This is a genomic window from Streptomyces sp. NPDC059010 (genome assembly GCF_042740355.1).
Lineage (GTDB): Bacteria > Actinomycetota > Actinomycetes > Streptomycetales > Streptomycetaceae > Streptomyces.
In genome coordinates, this window is record NZ_JBHYJA010000051.1 from 61253 (window position 1) to 82106 (window position 20854).

The window sequence follows — 20854 nt, forward strand, 5'->3', positions numbered from 1 at the left end:
CCTCCCTGAAAGAGAGAACCGCGCAATGCTATACACCCTGCACCGAGGCGACGCGCTGACAGCCCTTGCTGGCATCCCCGACAACAGCGTCGACGCCGTAATCACCGACCCGCCCTACAACAGCGGCGGCCGAACCAGCAGCGAGCGCACCGGCCGCTCCGCACGCGCGAAGTACACCTCGGCCGACGCCGAGCATGACCTCGCCAACTTCCCCGGGGAGAACCGGGACCAGCGCTCGTACGGCTTCTGGCTCACGCTCCTGCTCACCGAGTCCTATCGCGCGACCGTCGAGTCCGGCAGCGCTCTCGTCTTCACCGACTGGCGGCAGCTGCCGACGACGACGGACGCGCTTCAGGCCGCGGGCTGGACCTGGCGGGGGATCGCGTCTTGGCACAAGCCGGTCTCACGGCCTCAGAAGGGCCGACTCAAGCAGTCGTGCGAGTACATCGTGTGGGGAACCAAGGGACCCGTCGACGCCAACCGGAACCCCGTCTACCTGCCCGGCCTCTACACGGCGAGTCAGCCGAGGAAGGACCGCGTGCACATCACGCAGAAGCCCGTGGAAGTGATGCAGGAACTGGTCAAGATCTGCCCGCCGGGCGGAACGGTCCTTGACCCCTTCGCAGGCTCGGGGACGACGGGCGTTGCCGCGTTGCGGGAGGGGCGTCAGTTCGTAGGGGTCGAACTCTCCGAGCACTATGCGGACGTTGCGGAGCGTCGGCTTCAAGGTGCACTGAACCAGGACGACTTCGAACTCGCCGGGCCCGAAGAGTGAGACCGAGACGTCCTGGCCGCAGGGCCATAGCGCAGAAACGGGCGGTGTTCCACCAGAGTGGTGGGACAACCGCCCGTTGCCATGGGGGGGGGAGAGACCTAGGCCGCCTCGACACTCCGCTGGATCAGGGCGGTCGCTCGTGCGAGGTCTTCGCGCGATCTGATCCGCACCTCGACGCCGTCACGCACGCCAAGGGCTCCGAGGCCGCGCATATCCCGGGAGAAGCCCTCCCTCAGCTCGACCGTTTCCGGATCCAGCCTCAGATTGACCACGAGTAGCTGGTTGCGCGGCTGCACGCGCACCGTGGCCACGTTCACGATCCGCCGGTAGGCGATGTAGTGGACCTGGCGCTCCCTGAACACATCCGAGTGAGACAACAGAAGTTCGTCGAGGTCCGTGTACAGCTCCTTGAGATCCTCCGACGAGTCATCGAGATACTGCTGAACCGACTTCGGCGCCGGAGACGTTGCGTGGGGCGATCCCGACGATCTGCCCCGCGCCGATGTGCGGCTGGTGCCAGCGGACGCGATGAGCTGCAGCGCGAGCGCATCCCCGAAAACCCGGTACGTCACCAGATCGATCCGGTGGCCGATCATTTCCACAGCCACCGTGTCATGGTGAGCGAATGCGCCGGCGACGCATACGATCCGTGGAGCGCTCCAGTCGATCTCCGCGCCAGCTGCGTCGCCGAGCCTCTCCCGGGTCAGGTTCTCGAACTCGTGGTGGTGGTCGTGGAGCCACCACAGGTACGAGAGCCCCTGGCTGATGACGTTCTGGTCGCGGTTGCGCTTGTACTCGACGATTACCGGAGTGCCGTTCTCGTCCAGTCCGAGGGAGTCGATCCGGCCTCCGTGATGGCCGGTGCGGTACTCGGTTGCCAGGAAGCGGATGCCGAGCATCGCCTCCATATTGGCCTCGATCAGCCGCTGCAGCTCCACCTCCACCCCCACGGACGCTCCCGAGATCTCCGTGGCCTGCCCGCCTCTCACCCTGAAGATTTTCAGACTGCTCATGAAGCCTCCCCGCCCCACCTTGATCGCCGAGAAGGAACAATGGGGGCGAGGAAGTATTTATTCCGGCCCCAGGCGGATCGGCCTTGAGGCCTGGCGAAACCACTCACTGCTGGAAGTACCCAAAACCGAAGTGTGCGGCCGAAACTGGCAGTGGCGAGCATGGAGCTACTGGGGCCGACGGCCTGTTGAGTGAGGGTGTCGCGATCTCTTCTACATCCGTTTGCCCGGCAGGGCCAAACGGAATTTGCCGAAGAAGCTTGATCCTCCTGCTGTACCAGGAAGCGGAGGAGACCTTTGTTCATCGGTCATGATGACGGCGACGGTGCTGTCGTGGGGCAGTTTCATGTCGGGCGGCACAAGGATGGAAAGCCAGTAGCTGCGTCCTCCTGGCGGGTCACGACCAGGATGCAGCACGTCGCGGATGCCCTTGTCGGTTACTACGAGAACTCCATCCTGGCTGGAAAGGCCAAAGACGGGCGGGCCGCTGAGGTGGTTACCGGTTGCGACCGCGTTCCCATCCTTCTTGTGGGCCAGAGGGCCGTGACACTCCGCATGATGCTAAAGGGAGCTGGGGAGGTCTTCCATAGTTGCGACGGGTATCGGTTCCTCGATCCTGCGCCGCAGTACGGCGAACCGTGTGGGTGCCCATCGACCTTGGGGGAGCGCAAGTCCGCCGCAGCAACCGGCCGTGGGCCAGTGCCTGAGACTCGGATTCGGTTCCGGCTGGCTGAGCTGCCGAACATCGGGATGTTCGTCCTGAACTCCTCTTCCTGGGCGTTTGCTGAGGAAGTTCCCCAGCTGACGCATGCGCTGGGCACGGTGAGTGAGCCCGTGAGGTGTGTGCTTCGCTACGACATGGTGGAGTTCACGACGCGGTCGGGTGTGGACGTCAGCTACCGGAGGCCAATAGTAGAGCTGGCGGGGATGCATTTCGGCGGCGAAAGCGTGGAGCTCGCGGCGTGAGCCGAGTTGGTGTTGTCCCTCAACGGCGCGCGGCGCGGCGCGTGGCTCGCTGCAGCAGAGCCTGTGCCAGCGCCAGCCCAAGCTGGCGAAAGCGTGCGACGTCCGCTTCACGCAGGGCTGGCAGGGCCTGGTCGGTCAAGTCCTGCCCTACGAGCGCGTCCGTTCTCAGGAGGAGCTGCAGAGCCTGAGCGCTGTCGTCAGGTGGTGTCCATCGGTCGAGGTGGTGAAGGACTGCGACCCGGTCACCGTCGAGGAAGGATTGCAAGGCCCGGACCAGCGGCGAGTCGAGATCTTGATGGGCAGTCAGGTACGAACGTGCGCTGCCCGCCGTCATTGAGCCCTTTCCAACCTCAGGTTGAGGCGTGGTGAAGGACGACGACGGCCTTCACGATGTTGGTGATCCGGTTGGTGCTGCAGCGGAGTTTGCGTAGCAGGCCGCCAGCCCTTCAGGACGGCCATGGCCTGCTTGCTGAGGCACCGGATTTTGGCGTGGGCGCTGTTGTGCCGTCGCTTCCAGCGCTTGAGCCGACGGCCCCGAAAAGGTACGCGGACATGGCGGCCGGCCCCTTGGTGCGCATTGTCCGCCCAGCACTTCAGCCCTGCCGTTGCGAGCGCGTCGATGATGCCGTGTTCGCGCGTGGCGGTCAGGTCGTGGGTGGAACCGGGCAGGGCCGCGGAAGCCCACAGCAGTCGGCCGAAGGGATCCGTGATGACCTGGACGTTCATGCCGTGGCGCTTGTGTTTCCCGGAGTAGTACGGGGTGTCGGCGGCGATCGGGTCGATGGGCAGGAGAGTGCCGTCCAGGATCACGTACGCCTTCGTCCGGACGGTCGTCATCGCCTCGGCCAGGCTCTGTGCCTGGGCGGCCAGCACTTCGACGGCCTGGCGTATGTAGCGGTAGACGGTCGCGATGCCGATCCCGAACCCTGCGGCGAGCTGGGCGTACGTGTCGCCGCAACGCAAGTGGGCCAGGGCGAGCAGGGCCTGACGGCTGGCGGGTAGACGCCGCCATCGCGTGCTGATCTCCCGCTGGTGAGCGGCCAGTTGCCTCGTCAGATGCCGCAGCGTGCGGCTGGACAGGCCGTTCGACGACGGGTGGACAAGCATACGAAGCTCCTGGCGGACACGGGTGATCTTGGTCGAGAACCCGTCTACCAGGAGCTTCGTCGTTGCGCAGGACTGTCCAACTCCCGTTTAGCACCACCAGCTTGAAAAAGGCTCAGTGCACGGCGAAGCCGCCGTGCGCGGTCGGAGGCGGCATGTCACTCGACGTGGGGCATGACGTGTTAGATCATGCACCTGCAATATCTCCGGGTTCGGTGAAGGCGGCGTCGACTCCTCGCATTCCTCGCCGCGGGCATCGCGTGTTTGGCTATCGTTCCTTGAGCAGGTCGGGGGACGGGGGTGCTGGATGGAGGTGCCTGGTAAGGCGCAGTTGGTGTTCGTGCACGGGATCGGCGGTGTACGGGATTCCGCGGACGAGAGTCGTACTTGGCTGACGGCGCTGGCCGACGGCGCTCGCGATGCCGGTCATGCCGATGCCGTATCCGGACTGACTCAGGGATGGCTGGCGGAAACGCGCTTCGTCAACTACAGCGACCTATTCGCCCCGATCGGCACCCAAGGCGCCGGGGAGACAGGAGAATGCGGCGACGTCGAGCAGATCGCCTTTCTGGGCGCTCTCGTCCGCGAGTTGACGGACGAACTGCTTTCGCAGGCACAGGAGCAGGGTGATGCCCATGCATTGCGGGTGATAGCGGACGCATTGCCGCAGTTCCCCAACGACACCGGGGAGCTTCAGGGGACCGGGGAGCCCCTACGCGTGCTCGCGCGGATCCTGACCACACTGCTCCAGCTTCCGGGACTGCGGCGGGCCAGTCAGTGGGCCAGCGGGTGGCCACTGCTGGGGCAGCTTGCGCAGGTCGGGCAGTATCTGGACCGCAGGGCGCACGGCCGTCGGGACGGGAATCTGGACGCCCTGATCCGGCAACGGGTGCTGGACAGCGTGGATCCGGAAAGGCCACTGGTCGTCGTGGCGCACTCACTCGGGTCGGTCGTTGCCTACGAAGCGTTGCATCACCTCGCACAGCCCACCAGGCTGTTCATCACCCTCGGCGCTCCGCTGGCGACGGCCGCGGTGGTGCTGAACAGGGTGATTCCCCGGCCCGCGCGCACGCCGCACTCGGTCGAGCGGTGGCTGAACTTCTGGGACCGGGACGACATCGTGGTGTGTCGTCCGCGCATCAAGGACTGGATGCTGCCCAATTCCGCCGGGGTCGTCCCCGTGACGCGTCGGGTGGACTCCGACGGAATCTGGGTGCACACGTCGACCAAGTACCTCCGGCAGCCAGCCGTGGCCGGGCCGATCGCTGAGGCGCTGAAGCAGTCATGACCAGGGCCGTACGACATCTGCTAGTGATCGCCGCGCAGTGCCGAGCGATGGGGTCGCCGTTGAGCCGGCTGGAGGAGGCCGCCCGGGAACTGCACGACGTCCTGACGGACCCATCGCTGGGAGGTTGCCAGGCACGGACGGGCGAACACCCCTCCCTGTTGGCCGGAGACGACTTGACACAAGACGACGTCCACAAGGCGGTGGACGCGGTGGTGCGGCAGGCACAGACCGACGGCGCCGTCGTCGTACTGGCGCTGCTCGGGCACGGATTCACTCCACCGCAGCGCACCGAACTCTTCTTCATGGTGCGTGACTCGACGACTCAGAGCGTCCGGTCCGCTGTGGACGTCGGAGCGCTAATCGCCGGGATCGCCGACGAACCGGGTGTCGACGGGCTGATCGCCGTCGTCGACACCTGCCGTGCGGCCGGCGCGATACCCGACGTCGGCAGACTGGCCGGCGGCGTCCGGGCGGGCCGGTCTCGCCTGGCCGTCCTCACCGCCGCCGCGGCCGACCAGCCCGCCCGTGACATGAACCTCAGCCTCTCCCTGGCCAGGACGCTCAGAGAGGGCGTGCCCAGTGCCGGTCCCGCGCTGTATGTCGACCGGACACTTGCCACGGCACTGCGCGACCAGGTCAGCGGCCAGGTCATCGGACGGGCCGAGTACGACCAGGATCCCTTTCCCCTCGAAGACCTGTGGCTGGCCCGCAACCCCGGCAGTACGGCAGGTACCCACGGGGACGTCGTGGGCCCGGTGGGGCGCCGTGACCTGACGCAGAGCGTAGAGATGTGGCGCGGGCCGCGGGGCCTGCCCGAACGCCTCACCGATGGCACGCTCCTCGAACTGCGCGAGTTCGTCTCGTCGGGACAGGTCGACGACGAGCTGAATCCGGACGCCAGAGGACTGGTCGCGGATGTGGTGACGGCTCTTCTGGAGGTGTCCCGGACGAAGAAGTTCCTCGCCGAGTTCCTCGCTGACTCTCTCACGAGCGAACTGCTCCGCTCAGCCGGTCGGCTGGCGGGCTTTCCCTCCCATGCCCAGGGCACGGTCCCGCTGCGGGACCTGCTGGAATATGCCGTACTGCGGGCCCAAGCCCTCGACGGAGCACCGTGGAACGGGCTGGCTCGGTTCGTGGCCGCACTCTTCCACCATGCGGGCGTCGCGCACACCGACCCGCGTCTGCAGGCTTGGGCACGGGGTCTGCAGGTGGTGACCGAAGTCAACGACGCCTGTGTCGAATTCACGGAAGACCGCCGGCGCCGGGCCGTGCGCCTGGTCATCAGCCTGGCCGGCGCCTGGACGGAATGGCCCGAAGAAGTCGACGTCTGGCTGCTGGGCAGGGGGGCCGACCTCCCCCTGTACCAGCACTTCCCCTGCGAGACGGGCGGCTCGCACGGCGTGGCACGGGCCATCGGGGCCGCACTGGACTGGGCACGCCGCGAACTGCCCCATCCGGAACTCCTGGAGCACATCGACATCGCGGCCCCGGCCCACCTCCTGGCACGCTGGCACCCCGAGGAGGAGAAGGTCGGCCGCTACCTGCTCGGAGCCAAGTACTCGGTACTGACCAGGTGGAGCGGCCGGCTCGACGAGGCTGAGGACAACGCGGAGATCAACAATGCTGCCCGCCAGGTGCTGAAGAAGATAGCTTCCTGCGGCGCGGCCCCGGTGAAGTGGATCAGCACGGCCGCCCTCCATGACCGCTCGGCCCTTGAGTACCGTTTATCCGCCGGCCAGTACGACGCGGCCATCGGCATTGATCACTTCCCCGACGACCTTGAGGAAGTGCTGCAGCTGCTGCTGCCCTTCGCCCCCATCGTCCTGTGGCCCCGTGGCGACGCCCACCCCCTCGAAGGTCGGCTGCCGGGGCTCGTGCGGGAGCGCTGGCACGAACTCCCGGACGGTCTGGCGGCCGCGTACCGCAGCCGCTGGGAAGCACACCAGGGGTGTACAGCCTGTCTCGGCGACATCCGCGCCGTTTGGCACGACGAGGCTTGGCTGGAGTTCTGCCGCCCCTTTGAACACCGCGTAGTCACCGTGCCCGAGGAGGAAACATGACCGGGAGGTCCCACCAATGACCTGGAGGCCCTACTACCAGGGTGACGGCAAGCAGCGCGACGTGCCGCTGTCCGACCCGCCCCCGTGGCGGACCTTCCCGCGTGCCTCGCAGCACCGTCAGTACCAGCCGCCGGACGGCCTGATCGACGCGGTCAACGCCGCGCTTCACCTCCGTCGGCCGCTCCTGGTGACGGGACCCGCAGGCTCGGGGAAGTCCACCGTGATCGAGCAGGTCGCCCACGAACTTGACCTCGGCGACGTGCTGCGCTGGCACATCACCTCCCGCAGCACCCTCGGCGAGGCGCTCTACCGCTACGACGCCCTGGGACGGATCCACGCCCAGAACCTGCAAAGCGCTGTCGCCCGGCGCTCGGGTCCGCGGTCCGGGCGCCAGGGGGCCCGTAGCCGTGACGACATCGCGCCGTTCCTGCAGCTCGGTCCCCTCGGCACTGCGCTCTTGCCATCGGAACGACCGCGGGTCCTCCTGATCGACGAGATCGACAAGAGCGATCTGGACCTCCCCAGCGACCTGCTAGACGTACTGGAGCGCGGCGAGTACGAGATCCCTGAGCTTGTGCGCTATCGGCGTCAGCGCGTGGCGATCCGCCACTGCAACAGCAGAAGCACCCACGTCATCGAGCAGGGCAGGGTGCAGTGCACCCAATTCCCGTTCCTCGTGCTAACCAGCAACGGCGAGCGTGACTTCCCACCGCCGTTCCTGCGCCGCTGCATCCGATACACCATGCCCCAGCTGACCGCGCCCCTCCTGCGCAGCATCGTCCAGGCCCATTTCAGTGGCGCCCTCACCGGCGAGAGAGAGCAGCTCATCGAGGACTTCGCCGACCGCGTGGCAGCGGGGAACCATCTCGCCATCGACCAGCTCCTTAACGCCGTAGCCCTGCTAACCGGCTTTCCCGAACTGCGGGACGAGCAGCGAGAGAGCCTGCGTGAGTTGCTCACCCGCGAGCTCTCCCGTGCCTGACGGTCTCGGCCGGCTCCTGGACGCGCTTGCCTCGGCGGCCGGCCCTGTCGGCACCGATGCACGCACGCTCGCCGACGCGATCTGGCTGGCCGCCGCTCGCGCTGCCGAGGACGGCAGTCGGCCCGGTCCCTCCGCATCCGGCGACGAGCCGGCCACATCAGGCCCTGCCGACCGTGCCCCGGCCTCGGCGAAGGCATCCGTCGATCCCCATTTTCCGACCGCGTCCCGCACGGAGGAACAGGCTGGCACCGCAGTGTCCGCACGCCACCCCGAGGGAAACGCGCAGGTGAGGGGCGAGCCACTGTCTCTCGGCCGTTCCGGGTCTCTCGCCGAGGTCCTGACAATCGGCCGGGCGATGCAGCCGTTCCGGCGCCCCTGGATGAGGGGCAACCGGACCCAGCTGGACATCGACGCGACGGTCGACCACTACGCAAGAGGCGGGCCGCTGGTGCCCATGTTCAGCGCGGCGCCCGAGGCGTGGTTCGAGGTCGTGGTTGTGGTGGACACCTCCCTTTCCATGCGAGTGTGGGAGGAGACGGCGCGGTCCCTTACGACGTTGCTGCGCGGCCTCGGTGCGTTCCGGGCCGTGCACGACTGGGACCTGGTGTGGAAGGAAGATCGCCCGCTTGTCCGTGACCGGTTCGGTGGCCTCGTACCAGCCGACCGGATTCCGCACCACGGCAGCGGATCCCGGGGCAGGCGCCTGATCCTGGTCTTCTCGGACTGCGCCGCGTCCGGATGGCATCGCCCAGACGTGTGGCGGCTGATGCACGAGTGGGGGCAGCAGGTCCCCGTGGCGCTCGTCAATCCCCTGCCCCGGCGACTGTGGCGGCGTTCCGCGCTCAACCTGCCCGCCGTGCGAGCGACCACCGTGCAGGCCGGTGCCCCGAACGGCGTCCTGCGCCACCGCCTCCCCCTCCGGCTCCGACAACCTTCCCCCCACCATGCGGAGGCGGGGCACTGGCTGCCTCTGCCGGTCGTCTCCTGTACGGCGCGATCGCTGGGCGCCTGGGCGCGTGCCCTGATGCGCCCTGATCCGCACGGCTGCGACGCCGTCCTCGTGCCGGCAGCCGGACGTCTCACCGACCCCTCTGCCGGACGCGATGGGGTCCTCACCCCGCGCACGGACCACACCGTCCTCGCCGACGCATTCCTGCGCACCGCCTCCGCGCCCGCCATCCGCCTCGCCGTCCTGTGCTCCACCCTGCCCGAACTCACCGTGTCGCTGCTCTATGCGCTCCGCGAGCAGGCGGTGCCCGAAGCCGGTTCGGCGGACCTCGCCGAACTCCTCACCAGCGGTCTGCTGACCATCACCCACACCGCTGGCTACGACCCGGTGATGGTGCTGCGTGACAGTGCGCGCGAGAGGCTGCGCGCCCGGGCAACCACGTACGACGCCTGGCAGGCGCGACGCGCGCTCGGCCGGCATCTCGACGCTCACCCATACGCGCCGGACGGCATCGCCGCCGTACGACACGATCCCACCGCCGCACGCGAGTTTCCCGCCTACCGTCAGCCGTTCGCGCACACCGACGTCCTCTCGTACAACGACATCAACAACATGGCAGGTCCCGATGGGTGGTCCGATTCCGTCGAGACCATGGAGCGGATTCTCGTGCTTCTGCGGGGCGACCCAACTCCATCCGATCCCGCGCCGGCAGAGGCCGCCTTGGCAACGCACGGCCAGCACGCACGCCGGTTTGACCTGCCCCGGCGGCCGTTGGCCTCCTCGGCGCCGTCTCCGGAGCGCGGCGACATTCCGGCCGACCTGCGCCAATGGCAGCACGTAACGTCCCTGATCGACGAAGGCAAGAACCGCGGAAGCATTTCCGGCGACGAGATCCGCCGGGCATTCGAGGCGGACCTGATTCCGGCGACGCAGTGGAAGAACGTCCTGCGCTCCCTCAACCAGGTTCTGGAGGAAGAGGGCGTCACGCTGCTTGTGTCACGCCCCTCTGAACCGACCAATTACGAACGCGTGGCAGAGGCAATCCGCACGGACATTCTGAACGGCACATTCCCCCAGGGGGACCGGCTGCCCACGCAGCAGGCCCTCGCCGACCGCTATTCCGTCTCCCGGAGCACCGTGCGCCGTGCTCTGGAGCAGCTGCGTCTCGACGGGCATATCGCGAACGACCCAGCTTCCTCCGGCGTCGTCCCCGCTCGCGGGCGAGCCGCCCGCCAGCGAGCCGTCGTGGCAGCGGCCCTGGACGAGCTGAACGAGTTCCGCAGCGCCCAGGACCTCCACGACTTGCTCAAGCACAAGGGTGACTCCATCGGGTTGACGACGGTGTACCGCACCCTCCAGTCCCTCGCGGACGCTGGCGAGGTCGACGTTCTGCGTACCCCCGACGGCGAGTCCGTCTACCGTCGTTCCACCGGCGAACACGACCACCACCACCTCGTCTGCCGCGACTGCGGCAAGGCCGTCGAGGTCGAGGGCCCGGACGTTGCGAGGTGGGCGGAGGCGGTCGCGGCCGAGCACGGGTACGTGGACGTTGCGCATACGGTGGAGATCTTCGGAACCTGCGCCGAGTGCGCCCAGCGTGTTGAGCCGGACCGCGGAGGAACTCAATTCCTTGCTGGACAAGTTCAGGATCGGTCTTGATCAGCCACGCGCGGTGGTGCGACTCCCGGTACTCCAAGATCCGGCAACGCTGGCTCGATGCGTGGTGGGGTGCTGAGTGCTGCCTCATACCGGGCCTTCCGACGGAGTCGGCGCAGGAGAGGAAATTAGTGGCACCAGAGCGCGCACCCCTCTAGGGTGAGGATTACTTCGAACAGCGGCCGTTGGTGGCCGTTGTCGACTGAGCAGGAAGTGGAGGTGTGACCGATGGCTGTCTCTGTGATGGGCGCTGCCTGCAACCAGAAGATCATCCACTCCACCTCCGTAGCCTCCGGCTGACCTTCCATACAGCGCGCACTTGCGTGCCGCCGGGGCTGCCCTTGTGAAGGGTCTCCCTTGAATTCCTCCTCTCTTTCGGCTTCTTCCGTTTCGTCGCACCCTCTTGCCGTTTACGGCTGGGATGCGGACTGGGAAGCCGAGTTCGCTCCTTACGCCGCGCAGGGTCTCCTGCCCGGCCGTGTCGCTCGGGTCGATCGTGGCCTGTGCGATGTCCTCACCCCCATCGGCACCGTCCGTGCCGACACCGAGTTCGTCGTCCCCCGCGATCCGATGAAGGTCGTGTGCACGGGAGACTGGGTCGCGGTCGATCCCGAGGGCAGCGACCCCCTGTACGTCCGGACGCTGCTGCCGCGCCGGACCGCGTTCGTGCGGTCCACGTCGTCGAAGCGTTCCGAGGGTCAAGTACTGGCCACTAACATCGATCACGTCGTCATCTGTGTGTCGCTCGCGGTCGAGTTCGATCTTGGGCGCATCGAGCGGTTCCTGGCGCTCGCCATGTCCAGCTCGAACGGTGAGGCACTGCTGCATAAGTCGGCACTCTCCTGGGAGTCGGGTGCGCAGCCGGTCGTCGTCCTCACCAAGGCCGACCTCGTGCCGGACGCGGTGACGCTCGCGCATCTCGTCCAGGACGTGGAGACCACCGCGCCGGGCGTGCCGGTGCTCACCGTCAGCGCGACGCTCGGGGAGGGACTCGACGTCCTCGCCGCAGTCGTGGGCGGTGGTACGTCCGTGCTGCTCGGGCAGTCCGGCGCGGGCAAGTCGACGCTCGCGAACGCGCTGCTCGGCGAGGACGTGATGGAGGTCCAGGCCGCGCGCGACGTCGACGGCAAGGGCCGCCACACGACCACCACGCGCAATCTCCTCGCCCTGCCGGGCGGCGGCGTCCTGATCGACACCCCCGGGCTGCGCGGCGTCGGGCTCTGGGACGCCGAGACCGGGGTCGGGCAGGTCTTCTCCGAGATCGAGGAACTGGCCGAGGAGTGCCGCTTCCACGACTGCGCGCACGAGAGCGAGCCGGGGTGCGCCGTGCTGGCCGCGATCGACGCGGGGACACTGCCGGTGCGGCGGCTGGAGAGCTACCGGAAGCTGCTGCGCGAGAACCAGCGGATCGTGGCCAAGACGGACGCGCGGGTCCGGGCCGAGATCCGGAAGGACTGGAAGCGGAAGGGGGCGGAGGGGAAGGCGGCGATGGAGGCGAAGCGGGGGAGGTGGCTGTAGCGCGCCATTGAGGGTGCCTCGTTGTGTCGTCTGGCGGCTGCGGGATTTGCTGTGGCTGGTCGCGCAGTTCCCCACGCCCCTTGGGGTGGCCGGCTCCGTGTCCGAAATCCGCCAGCGGCGTGCTCGTGTCTCGCTCACACTGGACCTTGTGATGGACGAAGACAGCAGGTACGAGGCGGTCCGCAGCCGGGATGCCCGGTTCGACGGCGAGTTCTTCTTCGCCGTCGAGACCACCGGCATCTACTGCCGCCCCAGCTGCCCGGCGGTCACACCGAAGCGAGCCAATGTGCGGTTCTACGCGACGGCCGCCGCCGCGCAGGGCTCGGGGTTCCGGGCCTGCCGGCGGTGCCGGCCGGACGCCGTGCCCGGGTCCGCGGAGTGGAATGTGCGGGCCGATGCGGTGGGCCGGGCGATGCGGCTGATCGGGGACGGGATCGTCGACCGTGAGGGCGTCGCCGGGCTCGCCGCGCGGCTCGGCTACAGCGCCCGTCAGGTGCAGCGGCAGCTGACCGCCGAGCTCGGCGCCGGGCCGGTCGCGCTGGCGCGGGCCCAGCGGGCGCACACCGCGCGGGTGCTGCTGCAAACGACCGAGCTGCCGGTCACCGAGATCGCGTTCGCGGCCGGGTTCGCCAGTGTGCGGCAGTTCAACGACACGATCCGGGCGGTGTACGCGTCGACGCCGAGTGAGGTGCGTGCCGCCGCACCCAAGGGCGGCGGCCGGTCGGGTCGGCGTACGGCCACGCCGTCGGCCGGGATACCGCTGCGGCTCGCCCACCGGGGCCCGTACCAGACCGGTGCCGTCTTCGACCTGCTGGCCGAGGAGGCCGTGCCCGGCATGGAGGAGGTCTCCGGTCCGCTCGGCCGGCGCACCTACCGCCGGACCCTGCGTCTGCCGCACGGCAGTGCCATCGTCGCGGTGGAGGAGAGGGCGGGCGGTGCGGGGAGGGAGGCGGGGGCGGCTCACCCCGGTGGCTGGCTCGACGCCCGGCTTCATCTCACCGACCCCCGTGATCTGACCACCGCGGTTCACCGGCTGCGGCGGCTGTTCGACCTCGATGCCGATCCGTACGCCGTCGACGAGCGGCTCGGTACCGATCCGCGGATCGGGCCGATGGTCGCCGCGCGGCCGGGGCTGCGGTCACCCGGGGCCGCCGATCCCGAGGAACTGGCCGTGCGGGCCCTGGTCGGGCGGGCGGAGGCCGAGAGGCTCGTGCTGCGCTACGGCAAGGCCCTCGACTCGCCCTGCGGCAGCCTCACCCATCTGTTCCCGGAGGCGGCCGTGCTGGCCGGGGCCGAGCCCGACGGGCCCCTGGGCACGCTCGCCACCGCCCTCGCCGACGGCGCCGTACGGCTGGACGCGGGCGCCGACCGGGACGAGGCGGAACGCGCGCTGCTCGGGCTGCCCGGCCTGGACGGCCCTACCGTCGCCGTCATCCGCAGCCGCGCCCTCGGCGACCCGGATGTCGCGCCGCCCGGCGTCGACGTCCCCGACAGCTGGCGCCCCTGGCGCTCCTACGCATGGCAACACCTGCGCACAGCAGGGGAGTTGGAGCAGGCATGACCACCCCGATCCGTATGACCACCCCGACCCGTATGGCCACCGCGGTCCACTGGACCGAGCTCGACAGTCCGCTCGGTCGCATCCTCCTCACCGGCGACCCCACGACCGGCGCCCTGACCTCCCTGTCCGTGCCGGGCCAGAAGGGCGGGCGCACGGTCCAGGACGGCTGGCGGCACGACCCCGCGCTCTTCCGCCCGGCCGAGGAACAGCTCGACGCCTACTTCGCCGGTGAACTCAAGGAGTTCCACCTGGAGTTGAGCAGCGCGGGCAGTGAGTTCCGGGAGCGGGTCTGGGCCGCCCTCGGCAGCGTTCCGTACGGGGCGACCACCACGTACGGCGAGATCGCCGCACGGATCGGCGCCTCCCGGGCCGCCGTCCGGGCCGTCGGCGGCGCGATCGGCGCCAACCCGCTGCTGATCGTCCGCCCCTGCCATCGCGTGATCGGCGCCGACGGGTCACTGACCGGGTACGCGGGCGGCCTCGACCGCAAGGTGCGGCTGCTCACGCTGGAGGGCGCCCTCCAGGGCCCCGGCTGAGATCAGCCCTCCTGCTCCAGTCCCCAGCTGTGGACCCACCGCGGATGGATGCGGATGACCTCCTCGCTGAAGTACGGGCCCAGCTCGTGCGGGCCCGTGAGCAGCTCCGCGTCCCCGCGGACCTCGATCCCGCGCACCCGCCACGGCCGTACGCTGACGAGGTCGTCCACGACCAGCGCGACCTTGGGGTTCTTGCTCAGGTTGCGCCACTTCTTGGTGGCGCCCATCGCACGGCCGCCGACCAGGATCGTCCCGTCGTCCTGGGGGAAGAACCCGACCGGGTTCGCCTGCGGCTGGCCCGCCGGGTCCACGGTGGCCAGCCGCCCCAGTCGCTGCGACCGCAGGTAGGCGTGCTCCGCCTCGCTGAATTCGGTGCCGGATTCCGTCATACGGCCAGCGAAACACGCCCGCGTCGGTGGGCGCATCGGCTGCAGGGCTTAGGGCTCCGGGCCTACGTCGGGGCCTGGCGTCAGCCCGAGAGCACCGCCCCGACCCACGCTCCCGCGATCAGCTGGCAGGTGAACAGTTCCGCCAGCACGCTCGACCCGCCCGACCGCATCGCCGTGCGCAGGGCGGCCCGCGCCTCCCCGTGGCGGCCCAGACGGAGGCGTTCCTCCAGGTAGATGCCGGTCATGAAGCCGGGGATCGAGCCGACCACGGGGATCAGGCAGAAGCCCAGGAAGGAGCCCGCCCCGGCGTACACGGCCATACGAGGGGTGGCGCCGCTCTCGCGCAGCCGGCGGGGCGGCAGGGCCCAGCGCACCACCTGGGAGAGGAACAACGCGACGGTGGCCCCCACGAGCACCCACCACGCGACCGGCTGGGGGTCCTTCAGCGCCCACCACATGACCGCGGCCCACACCAGCCACGACCCCGGCACCCCAGGCACCAGCACTCCGCACAGGCCGAGCAGGAGGACCAGGCCGACCAGCACGAGGTCCCAGACTCCCATCTGACCAGAGTGCCGGAGCCCGCGAGAACGCGCAGATCAGAGACGTCACCGCAGGTGGACGCCGGTCATCGAGTGGACGCCGGTCAGCCCTGCCGCTCCCGGGCCACCCATCCCCGTTCGTACGCATGCCACCCGAGCTGGAGCCGGGTCGTCACCCCGGTCAGCTCCATCAGCCGCTTCACCCGGCGCTGCACGGTTCTCAGGCCCAGGTCGAGCTGCTTGGCCACGCTCGCGTCCGTCAGGCCCGCCAGCAGCAGGGAGAGCACCTCCAGGTCGGTGTCGTCCGGCCCGTCCGGCGGCTGCTCGGTGATGCCGGACGCGCCCAGGCGTACCGGCAGGGCCTCCCGCCACACCGACTCGAACAGCCCGGACAGCAGCTCCAGCAGCCCGCTCGCGTGGACGACCAGCGCGGCCGGCTCCGTGGTGTGCGAGGTGAGCGGCACCAGGGCCAGCGTCCCGTCGGCTATCACCAGCTTGGTCGGGAGCCGGTCGACGACCCGCACCTGTTCCTCGCGGCCGAGGGCGGCGGACAGCTCGCTGATGCCGTGCGGCTGGTCGAGGACCGAACGCTCCAGGACCACGCGGTACCGGACGCCACGGTCGGCGGCCCGCTCCTCCGCGTCGTTCTCCGCGCCGGTGACCGCGACGGGGCTGTCGGTGACCAGCGCGCACACCTCCTTGCTCGCCCCGAGCTGGAGCTGCACGAAGCGCTGTGCCACCGCCGCCGCCCCGATCACCACCTCCACCAGGTCGTGCACCGCGGGCTCGGCAGCCGCCGCCCGGTACTCCTCGGCGAGCAGCGCGGCGGCCAGTTCCGCCTTCTCCAGTTCGTGCCGCTGCTGGGTGAGCAGCGCGCCCAGCGCCACCCCGGGCGGCGCGGCGACCCAGCGGCCGGGCCGGGCCGAGGACTGCGCCGCGAGCCCGTGCCGCTCCAGACGGCGCAGGGCGCGCTCGGTGTCGTACTCGCCGAGGGTCAGCCGCCGCGCGAGATCCGGTATGTCGGCGGCGCCCACGGACACCAGGGCCCGGTACGCCGACTCGTGCGCCTCGTCGAGACCGATCGCTCCCAGCATCGGGCCGCGCCCCTCCCCAAGTCGAACAGTCGAAAGCCGATAGACGAACACCGGTGTCCGGTCCGTGGCGGAAAACGGCCACGGCGTGATTCCGCCTCAGGACATCATCGCCGTACGACCTGTGACTCTGCCAAGGTGTCGCCACCTCGGCATGAACCGGGGGACACGGGGAACCACAGCGGAACGACAGGAAGGCCGTTCACACTCAGGGCCGTTGGGCCGATGCGAACGGCACTTCGGTCACCCGGACTGTCGCCGGGCGGTTCTCCCGTGGGGGGTGGGACTGCCCGGCGACGCGGTCCGGCCGAGGTTTCGCAAGACTGTTCAACGCCTCACCCGACATGCCGTTTTCGACGCCCGGTACCGGGGCGGATTTTGCGGATGCCCCGTTTTCTTCCGGCCTGTGCGGTGGACAATTGAGGGCATGAGCCAGCAGGGGGGAAGGCCCACCGGTCACGAGGACGACTGGTGGGGGCAACTGTACGGCGACACCGCCGACGACACGGGTCCGACGACCGCGCCAGACTCACTGGACGACCGGTTCGCCTCGGCAGCGGGTGCGGTGGGGACGGGCGCGGCGGTCCCGGCACCGAGGGCGGGCCCCGATGCCGTGGAGGATCTGCCGGTCTTCCCGCCCGGGCTGCCCAGGCCGCCGGGATTCATCCTGGAGGCGCCGCCTCCGGAGCGGGTGACACCGGCCGAGCGGGAGAAACCTGCGGCGCCGGCCGACGCGCCCCGCACCGCGACCCGGGTCGACGTCCCCACGCTCCCGCCGACCCCCGTCGACTACGTCGGCAGCGGCCCGCCCACCTACGCCCCCGAACCCACCGCACTCCCGCCCGCCGACCCCGATGACCTGGACGACCTGGTCGCCGACACCGTCCTGGACGGCGCGCACTACGGCGCCTGCACCCTGCGCGCCGTCTCCCTGCGCGGCGACTCCGCCCGCTACCGGGGCGAACCCCGCCGCGACTCCCTCCTCACCGCCCGCTTCGGCACCGGCGAACACGCCCTGGTCCTCGTGGCGATGGCGACCGGCGCCCGGGCCACCCCGAACGCGCACCGCGCCGCCGCCGAGGCCTGTCACTGGATCGGCCGGGCCGTGGGACGCAGCCACCCGAGGCTCGCGGAGGACCTCAGGGCCGCACGCCGCGGCGACCTGAAGTCCGGTCTGCACCGCCTCACCGACCGCAGCCTCGGCAAACTCCGCGCCAGCGCCGCCGAACAGGGCATCGAACCGGAGGAGTACGCGGCGACGCTGCGCTGCCTGCTGCTTCCCGCCGACCCCGAATGCCGTACCCGCGTCTTCTTCGGCGTCGGCGCCGGCGGGCTGTTCCGGCTGCGCGACGGCGAGTGGCAGGACATCGAGCCGCACGCCGGTGACGTCACCGGCGAACCCGTCGTCGGCTTCGGCTCCCTGCCGGCCGAGACGCCCGACGGCGACCGCCTCACCATGGACCTCGGCATCACCACACCGCCGAGCCCCTACGAACCGGCCCCCGAACCGCCCCGCGAACCCTTCCGCTTCCGCGCCTCGGTCGCCCGCCCCGGAGACGCCCTCCTGATGTGCACCGGCGGCCTCGCCGAACCACTGCGCGGCGAACCCGAGCTGTCCGAGTACCTCACCGGCCGCTGGTCCGGCGCCACCCCACCCGGCCTCGCCGCGTTCCTCGCCGACACCCAGGTCCGCGTCAAGGGCTACTCCGACGACCGTACGGCCGCCGCCGTGTGGGAGGCATAGGGCCGGTCCCCGGCAGCACGGCTCAGCTGTACGGCACCCACTTGCGGGCCGAGGTGTCGTACGAGTAGCGGGGCAGTCCCTTGAGGCTCGTGGTGCGGAACGGGCGGCCGTGGTCGTCGATGCGGACCGTGCCGGTGCGGCCCTGGGAGGACCAGTCCAGTTCGAGGTACCAGCTGCAGTCGCAGCCCACCGTCTGCGCGTCGACGAGCAGCACCTCAGGATCCTCGGCGGACACCCGGTACGGCAGCTTCATAGCCGGGATCGGGGTGCCCGTGTCGTTGCCGTCGACCGGGCGGGCGATGGGCCGGTCCTTGTCCAGGTCGACGTCGAAGTAGCGGGGCGTCAGCGCTCCGCCGCAGCCGTTGTCCATGGCGTACGAGGCAAAAGGGGGCGCGGCGTCAGCCGCTCCAGTGGAGCCGGTGCTTGCACCGGGGGGTGCCGAACGGCCGACGACGCGCACCCGCAACGCGTCCAGGACGACGGCCGTGGACGTCCGCCCCTGCACCGTGATCTCCACCATCGTCTGCCGCCCGTGCACCGCGCTCTGCGATGCCGCCCAGACCGCGGCGTCCTGCGCGGCCGGAGGCGGCGGCACCTGCTGCGGGGGCTTGGTGATGACGTAGTCGTGGCCGCAACCGGCCTGCCAGACATGGGAGTCGGCGCTCCAGGTGAGCGGGAGGCCGGGCGGGGACTGCTGTCGGCCGGGTTCGTCGGACTCCTCGGCGGGTCGGCCGGCGGACTCCGTGGATTCGGCGGAGGGCTTCTTCGACGCGCCGGCCGAGGGGGAGGCGGTGGTGAGGGAGGGGCTCGGGGAAGTGGCCGACTTCGGGCGGGGAGTGCCCATGGCTGACGTACGGGTCGGATCGGCGCCCCGGACGGAGTCGCTCGCCCGGGACCGGTCGTCGTCCGGCAGGGCGGAGAGGCTGCCGAGCGTCGCGAGGAGCGCCGTCGCCACGGCCGCGGGGACCAGGAGGCTCCGGCGGCGGTACCAGGGGCGGCGGGGAGACTCGCCCGGCGCGGGTTCCCCGGGCGTCCTTGTGGGGGCGCCGACCGAGTCGACGTCCTCCGCCACGGACAAGGCGTCCTCCGCCACGGACAAGGCGCTGTCCGTGGCGGACACGGCGCTGTCGGAGGTGGCGCTCTCCGGCGCCGGGGCGGCCGTCGTGCGCGTCCGCCCGCGTGCCGCCACCGCCAGGATCCATCGCCGGTGCAGCTCCAGCCGTTCCTCCGGCGTCGCCTGACACAGCGCGGCGAAGCGTTCCACGGGGGCGAAGTCGAGGGGGACCGCGTCTCCTGCACAGTAGCGGTGCAGCGTGGAGGTGTTCATGTTCAGGCGGCGGGCCAGCTGGCCGTAGCTGCGATCGGTGCGCTCCTTGAGCCGGGTGAGCAGCGCCGCGAACTCCTGGACCTCGTCCTGCACTTCAGACACCGTTCCCCCGTGTCCTCCCCGTCCCGGGACGGCATCCCAGGCACTCCATATAGCTGCACGTCAGCAGGGCTGGGATGGTTCCACCGTCGTGGATCGGGCGGCAGCGGTTGCGTTCGCCGACTGTGACGGCTGATGCTCTTGGTGTCGCACCGACGAGGCCGACAGGGCCCGGGGGGCCGGACGGACCATCCGGTTTCGGTGACGGCTCACTTCTGATCGTTCACGCACTCATCTCACTCACGGGGGACACCCATGCCCAAGCGCACCCGAGCCGGCCTGCTCGCCGCACTCGCCGTCACCAGCCTCGCCGCAGGCGCCGCGCTCACCGCCGCACCGGCCGGCGCCGCGACCAAGGCGCCCGCGCCGAAGTTCCTGTCGGCCTCCCAGCTCCCGCCGCACCCGACCTCCGCCTGGACCGCCGGGAAGGTCACCGACGGCGTCCCGGAGGAGATGCAGGGCTGCCTGGGTGAGGCGCTGCTCGCCTACGACTCCCGCTACCGCACCTTCCGCACCGACCTGGAGACCGGTGCCGAGCAGCTCAACGTCGTCGTCGGCGACAACGCCAAGGCCAAGGCCCTCGCCGACCGCCTCAACAAGGAGATCCGGCGCTGCGTCCGGCGCAGCGACGCCGACCCCGAGATCGAGGCCGAGTACCGCAGCTACGGCAGCCTGCCGGTCGAGGAGGGCGCCCGCGTCCACGGCGTGCACACCCGCGCCTCGTGGGGCGCCATGGACATCCACCTCATCTCCGTCGGCCGGGACGGCGGCACCGTCACCGTCGTGCAGTGGGGGCAGATGGGCGACTTCACGGACGCGCCGGTGAAGGCCTTCAAGAAGACGACCACCACCGCGGTCGACAAGCTCTACTGACGGCCGCACCGCCGGGCCACCACCCAGCGGGGCCGCCCTCCCGGACGGGGGTCGGGCGGGCGGTCCCGCACCATCGGCAGAGGGGATCCAGGGGCGCCGAAGGGCAGCCGAACAACCGAATTCCGGCCAGATTCGCCGACTGAGCGAGCCCGCTCGGACAGCGCCACGACGCCGAGTCCCAACCGCCACACCCCTTCTTCGCGTACGGCGGTGTCGGCAGGCCGCCATCGGCGCACGGACCGTTCCTCCACCGTACGCACGCCCCAGGGTGGTGGCCGGCCCAAAAGGGGGGGGGCGCCCCGGGGGGGCCGCCCGGGGGGCGGGGGGGCCCGGGCAACTCAACCGGCCCGAACCCGACAGCTCACCTCGCAGGCGTCGGTGAGG

17 protein-coding genes and 2 pseudogenes are annotated in these 20854 nt (G+C 70.1%); 12 read left to right on the top strand and 7 right to left on the bottom strand.

The annotated features are described in order from the left end of the window. Nucleotides 1-25: 25 nt before the first annotated feature. Nucleotides 26-775 (top strand): DNA-methyltransferase, encoded by a 750-nt coding sequence (locus ACFWYS_RS38770; RefSeq protein ID WP_384779795.1) that lies wholly within the window; start codon nt 26-28, stop codon nt 773-775. Between the two features lie 98 nt (nt 776-873). Here ACFWYS_RS38770 and ACFWYS_RS38775 read toward each other — a convergent pair whose 3' ends face one another. Further along, nucleotides 874-1788 carry a transporter gene (locus tag ACFWYS_RS38775; RefSeq protein WP_384779798.1) on the bottom strand — a complete coding sequence of 305 codons (915 nt, stop codon included), beginning with the start codon at nt 1786-1788 and terminating at the stop codon, nt 874-876. Between the two features lie 294 nt (nt 1789-2082). Here ACFWYS_RS38775 and ACFWYS_RS38780 point away from each other — a divergent pair, with 294 nt between their 5' ends. Then, nucleotides 2083-2751: a hypothetical protein gene (locus ACFWYS_RS38780; RefSeq protein WP_384779802.1), complete on the top strand. Its 669-nt coding sequence runs from the start codon at nt 2083-2085 to the stop codon at nt 2749-2751. 19 nt (nt 2752-2770) lie between these two features. Here the strand turns inward: ACFWYS_RS38780 and ACFWYS_RS38785 are convergent, their stop codons facing one another. Continuing rightward, nucleotides 2771-3085 carry a hypothetical protein gene (locus ACFWYS_RS38785; RefSeq protein WP_384779805.1) on the bottom strand — a complete coding sequence of 105 codons (315 nt, stop codon included), beginning with the start codon at nt 3083-3085 and terminating at the stop codon, nt 2771-2773. Between the two features lie 16 nt (nt 3086-3101). Then, nucleotides 3102-3858 (bottom strand): annotated as a pseudogene (locus tag ACFWYS_RS38790) (transposase family protein). A 304-nt stretch (nt 3859-4162) separates the two neighbouring features. Between ACFWYS_RS38790 and ACFWYS_RS38795 the strand changes: the two are divergent. The 8 genes and pseudogenes from ACFWYS_RS38795 (at nt 4163) to ACFWYS_RS38830 (ending at nt 14405) form a co-directional block, all read left to right on the top strand. After that, the gene (locus ACFWYS_RS38795) at nt 4163-5143 is read left to right on the top strand and encodes an alpha/beta fold hydrolase (protein ID WP_384779808.1); all 981 of its coding nucleotides are present in this window, start codon (nt 4163-4165) and stop codon (nt 5141-5143) included. After that, nucleotides 5140-7203 carry a hypothetical protein gene (locus ACFWYS_RS38800; protein ID WP_384779811.1) on the top strand — a complete coding sequence of 688 codons (2064 nt, stop codon included), beginning with the start codon at nt 5140-5142 and terminating at the stop codon, nt 7201-7203. The genes ACFWYS_RS38795 and ACFWYS_RS38800 overlap by 4 nt, the downstream gene beginning before the upstream one ends. 16 nt (nt 7204-7219) lie before the next feature. Then, the gene (locus tag ACFWYS_RS38805) at nt 7220-8185 is read left to right on the top strand and encodes an AAA family ATPase (RefSeq protein ID WP_384779814.1); all 966 of its coding nucleotides are present in this window, start codon (nt 7220-7222) and stop codon (nt 8183-8185) included. Further along, nucleotides 8178-10298: pseudogene (locus ACFWYS_RS38810) on the top strand (SAV_2336 N-terminal domain-related protein); the annotation flags it as partial. The gene ACFWYS_RS38805 and the pseudogene ACFWYS_RS38810, both read left to right, overlap by 8 nt. Before the next feature lie 12 nt (nt 10299-10310). Beyond that, complete coding sequence (locus ACFWYS_RS38815) at nt 10311-10793, top strand: Fur family transcriptional regulator (RefSeq protein WP_384779851.1); 483 nt, start codon at nt 10311-10313, stop codon at nt 10791-10793. Between the two features lie 354 nt (nt 10794-11147). After that, nucleotides 11148-12308 carry a ribosome small subunit-dependent GTPase A gene (gene rsgA / locus ACFWYS_RS38820; protein ID WP_384779817.1) on the top strand — a complete coding sequence of 387 codons (1161 nt, stop codon included), beginning with the start codon at nt 11148-11150 and terminating at the stop codon, nt 12306-12308. A gap of 151 nt (nt 12309-12459) precedes the next feature. Next, the gene (locus ACFWYS_RS38825; RefSeq protein ID WP_384779820.1) at nt 12460-13869 is read left to right on the top strand and encodes a DNA-3-methyladenine glycosylase 2 family protein; all 1410 of its coding nucleotides are present in this window, start codon (nt 12460-12462) and stop codon (nt 13867-13869) included. Beyond that, nucleotides 13866-14405, top strand: coding sequence for a methylated-DNA--[protein]-cysteine S-methyltransferase (locus ACFWYS_RS38830; RefSeq protein WP_384779823.1), 540 nt, complete (start codon nt 13866-13868; stop codon nt 14403-14405). The genes ACFWYS_RS38825 and ACFWYS_RS38830 overlap by 4 nt, the downstream gene beginning before the upstream one ends. A gap of 2 nt (nt 14406-14407) precedes the next feature. Here the strand turns inward: ACFWYS_RS38830 and ACFWYS_RS38835 are convergent, their stop codons facing one another. The 3 genes from ACFWYS_RS38835 to ACFWYS_RS38845 form a co-directional block, all read right to left on the bottom strand. Then, nucleotides 14408-14794, bottom strand: coding sequence for a PPOX class F420-dependent oxidoreductase (locus ACFWYS_RS38835; protein WP_384779825.1), 387 nt, complete (start codon nt 14792-14794; stop codon nt 14408-14410). Nucleotides 14795-14874: 80 nt separating this feature from the next. After that, a complete protein-coding gene (locus ACFWYS_RS38840) occupies nt 14875-15357 on the bottom strand; it encodes a DUF456 domain-containing protein (protein WP_384779828.1) in 483 nt (160 codons plus the stop codon). A gap of 83 nt (nt 15358-15440) precedes the next feature. Continuing rightward, on the bottom strand, nt 15441-16430 hold the full coding sequence (locus ACFWYS_RS38845; protein WP_384779831.1) for a helix-turn-helix transcriptional regulator: 990 nt from the start codon (nt 16428-16430) through the stop codon (nt 15441-15443). Nucleotides 16431-16854: 424 nt separating this feature from the next. Between ACFWYS_RS38845 and ACFWYS_RS38850 the strand changes: the two genes are divergently transcribed. Further along, nucleotides 16855-18171: a PP2C family serine/threonine-protein phosphatase gene (locus ACFWYS_RS38850; RefSeq protein WP_384779834.1), complete on the top strand. Its 1317-nt coding sequence runs from the start codon at nt 16855-16857 to the stop codon at nt 18169-18171. A 22-nt stretch (nt 18172-18193) separates the two neighbouring features. Here ACFWYS_RS38850 and ACFWYS_RS38855 read toward each other — a convergent pair whose 3' ends face one another. Further along, nucleotides 18194-19600, bottom strand: coding sequence for a helix-turn-helix domain-containing protein (locus ACFWYS_RS38855; protein ID WP_384779837.1), 1407 nt, complete (start codon nt 19598-19600; stop codon nt 18194-18196). A 252-nt stretch (nt 19601-19852) separates the two neighbouring features. Between ACFWYS_RS38855 and ACFWYS_RS38860 the strand changes: the two genes are divergently transcribed. Then, entirely contained in the window at nt 19853-20470 is a 618-nt protein-coding gene (locus tag ACFWYS_RS38860) for a hypothetical protein (RefSeq protein ID WP_384779840.1), read from the top strand. Nucleotides 20471-20854: the final 384 nt, after the last annotated feature.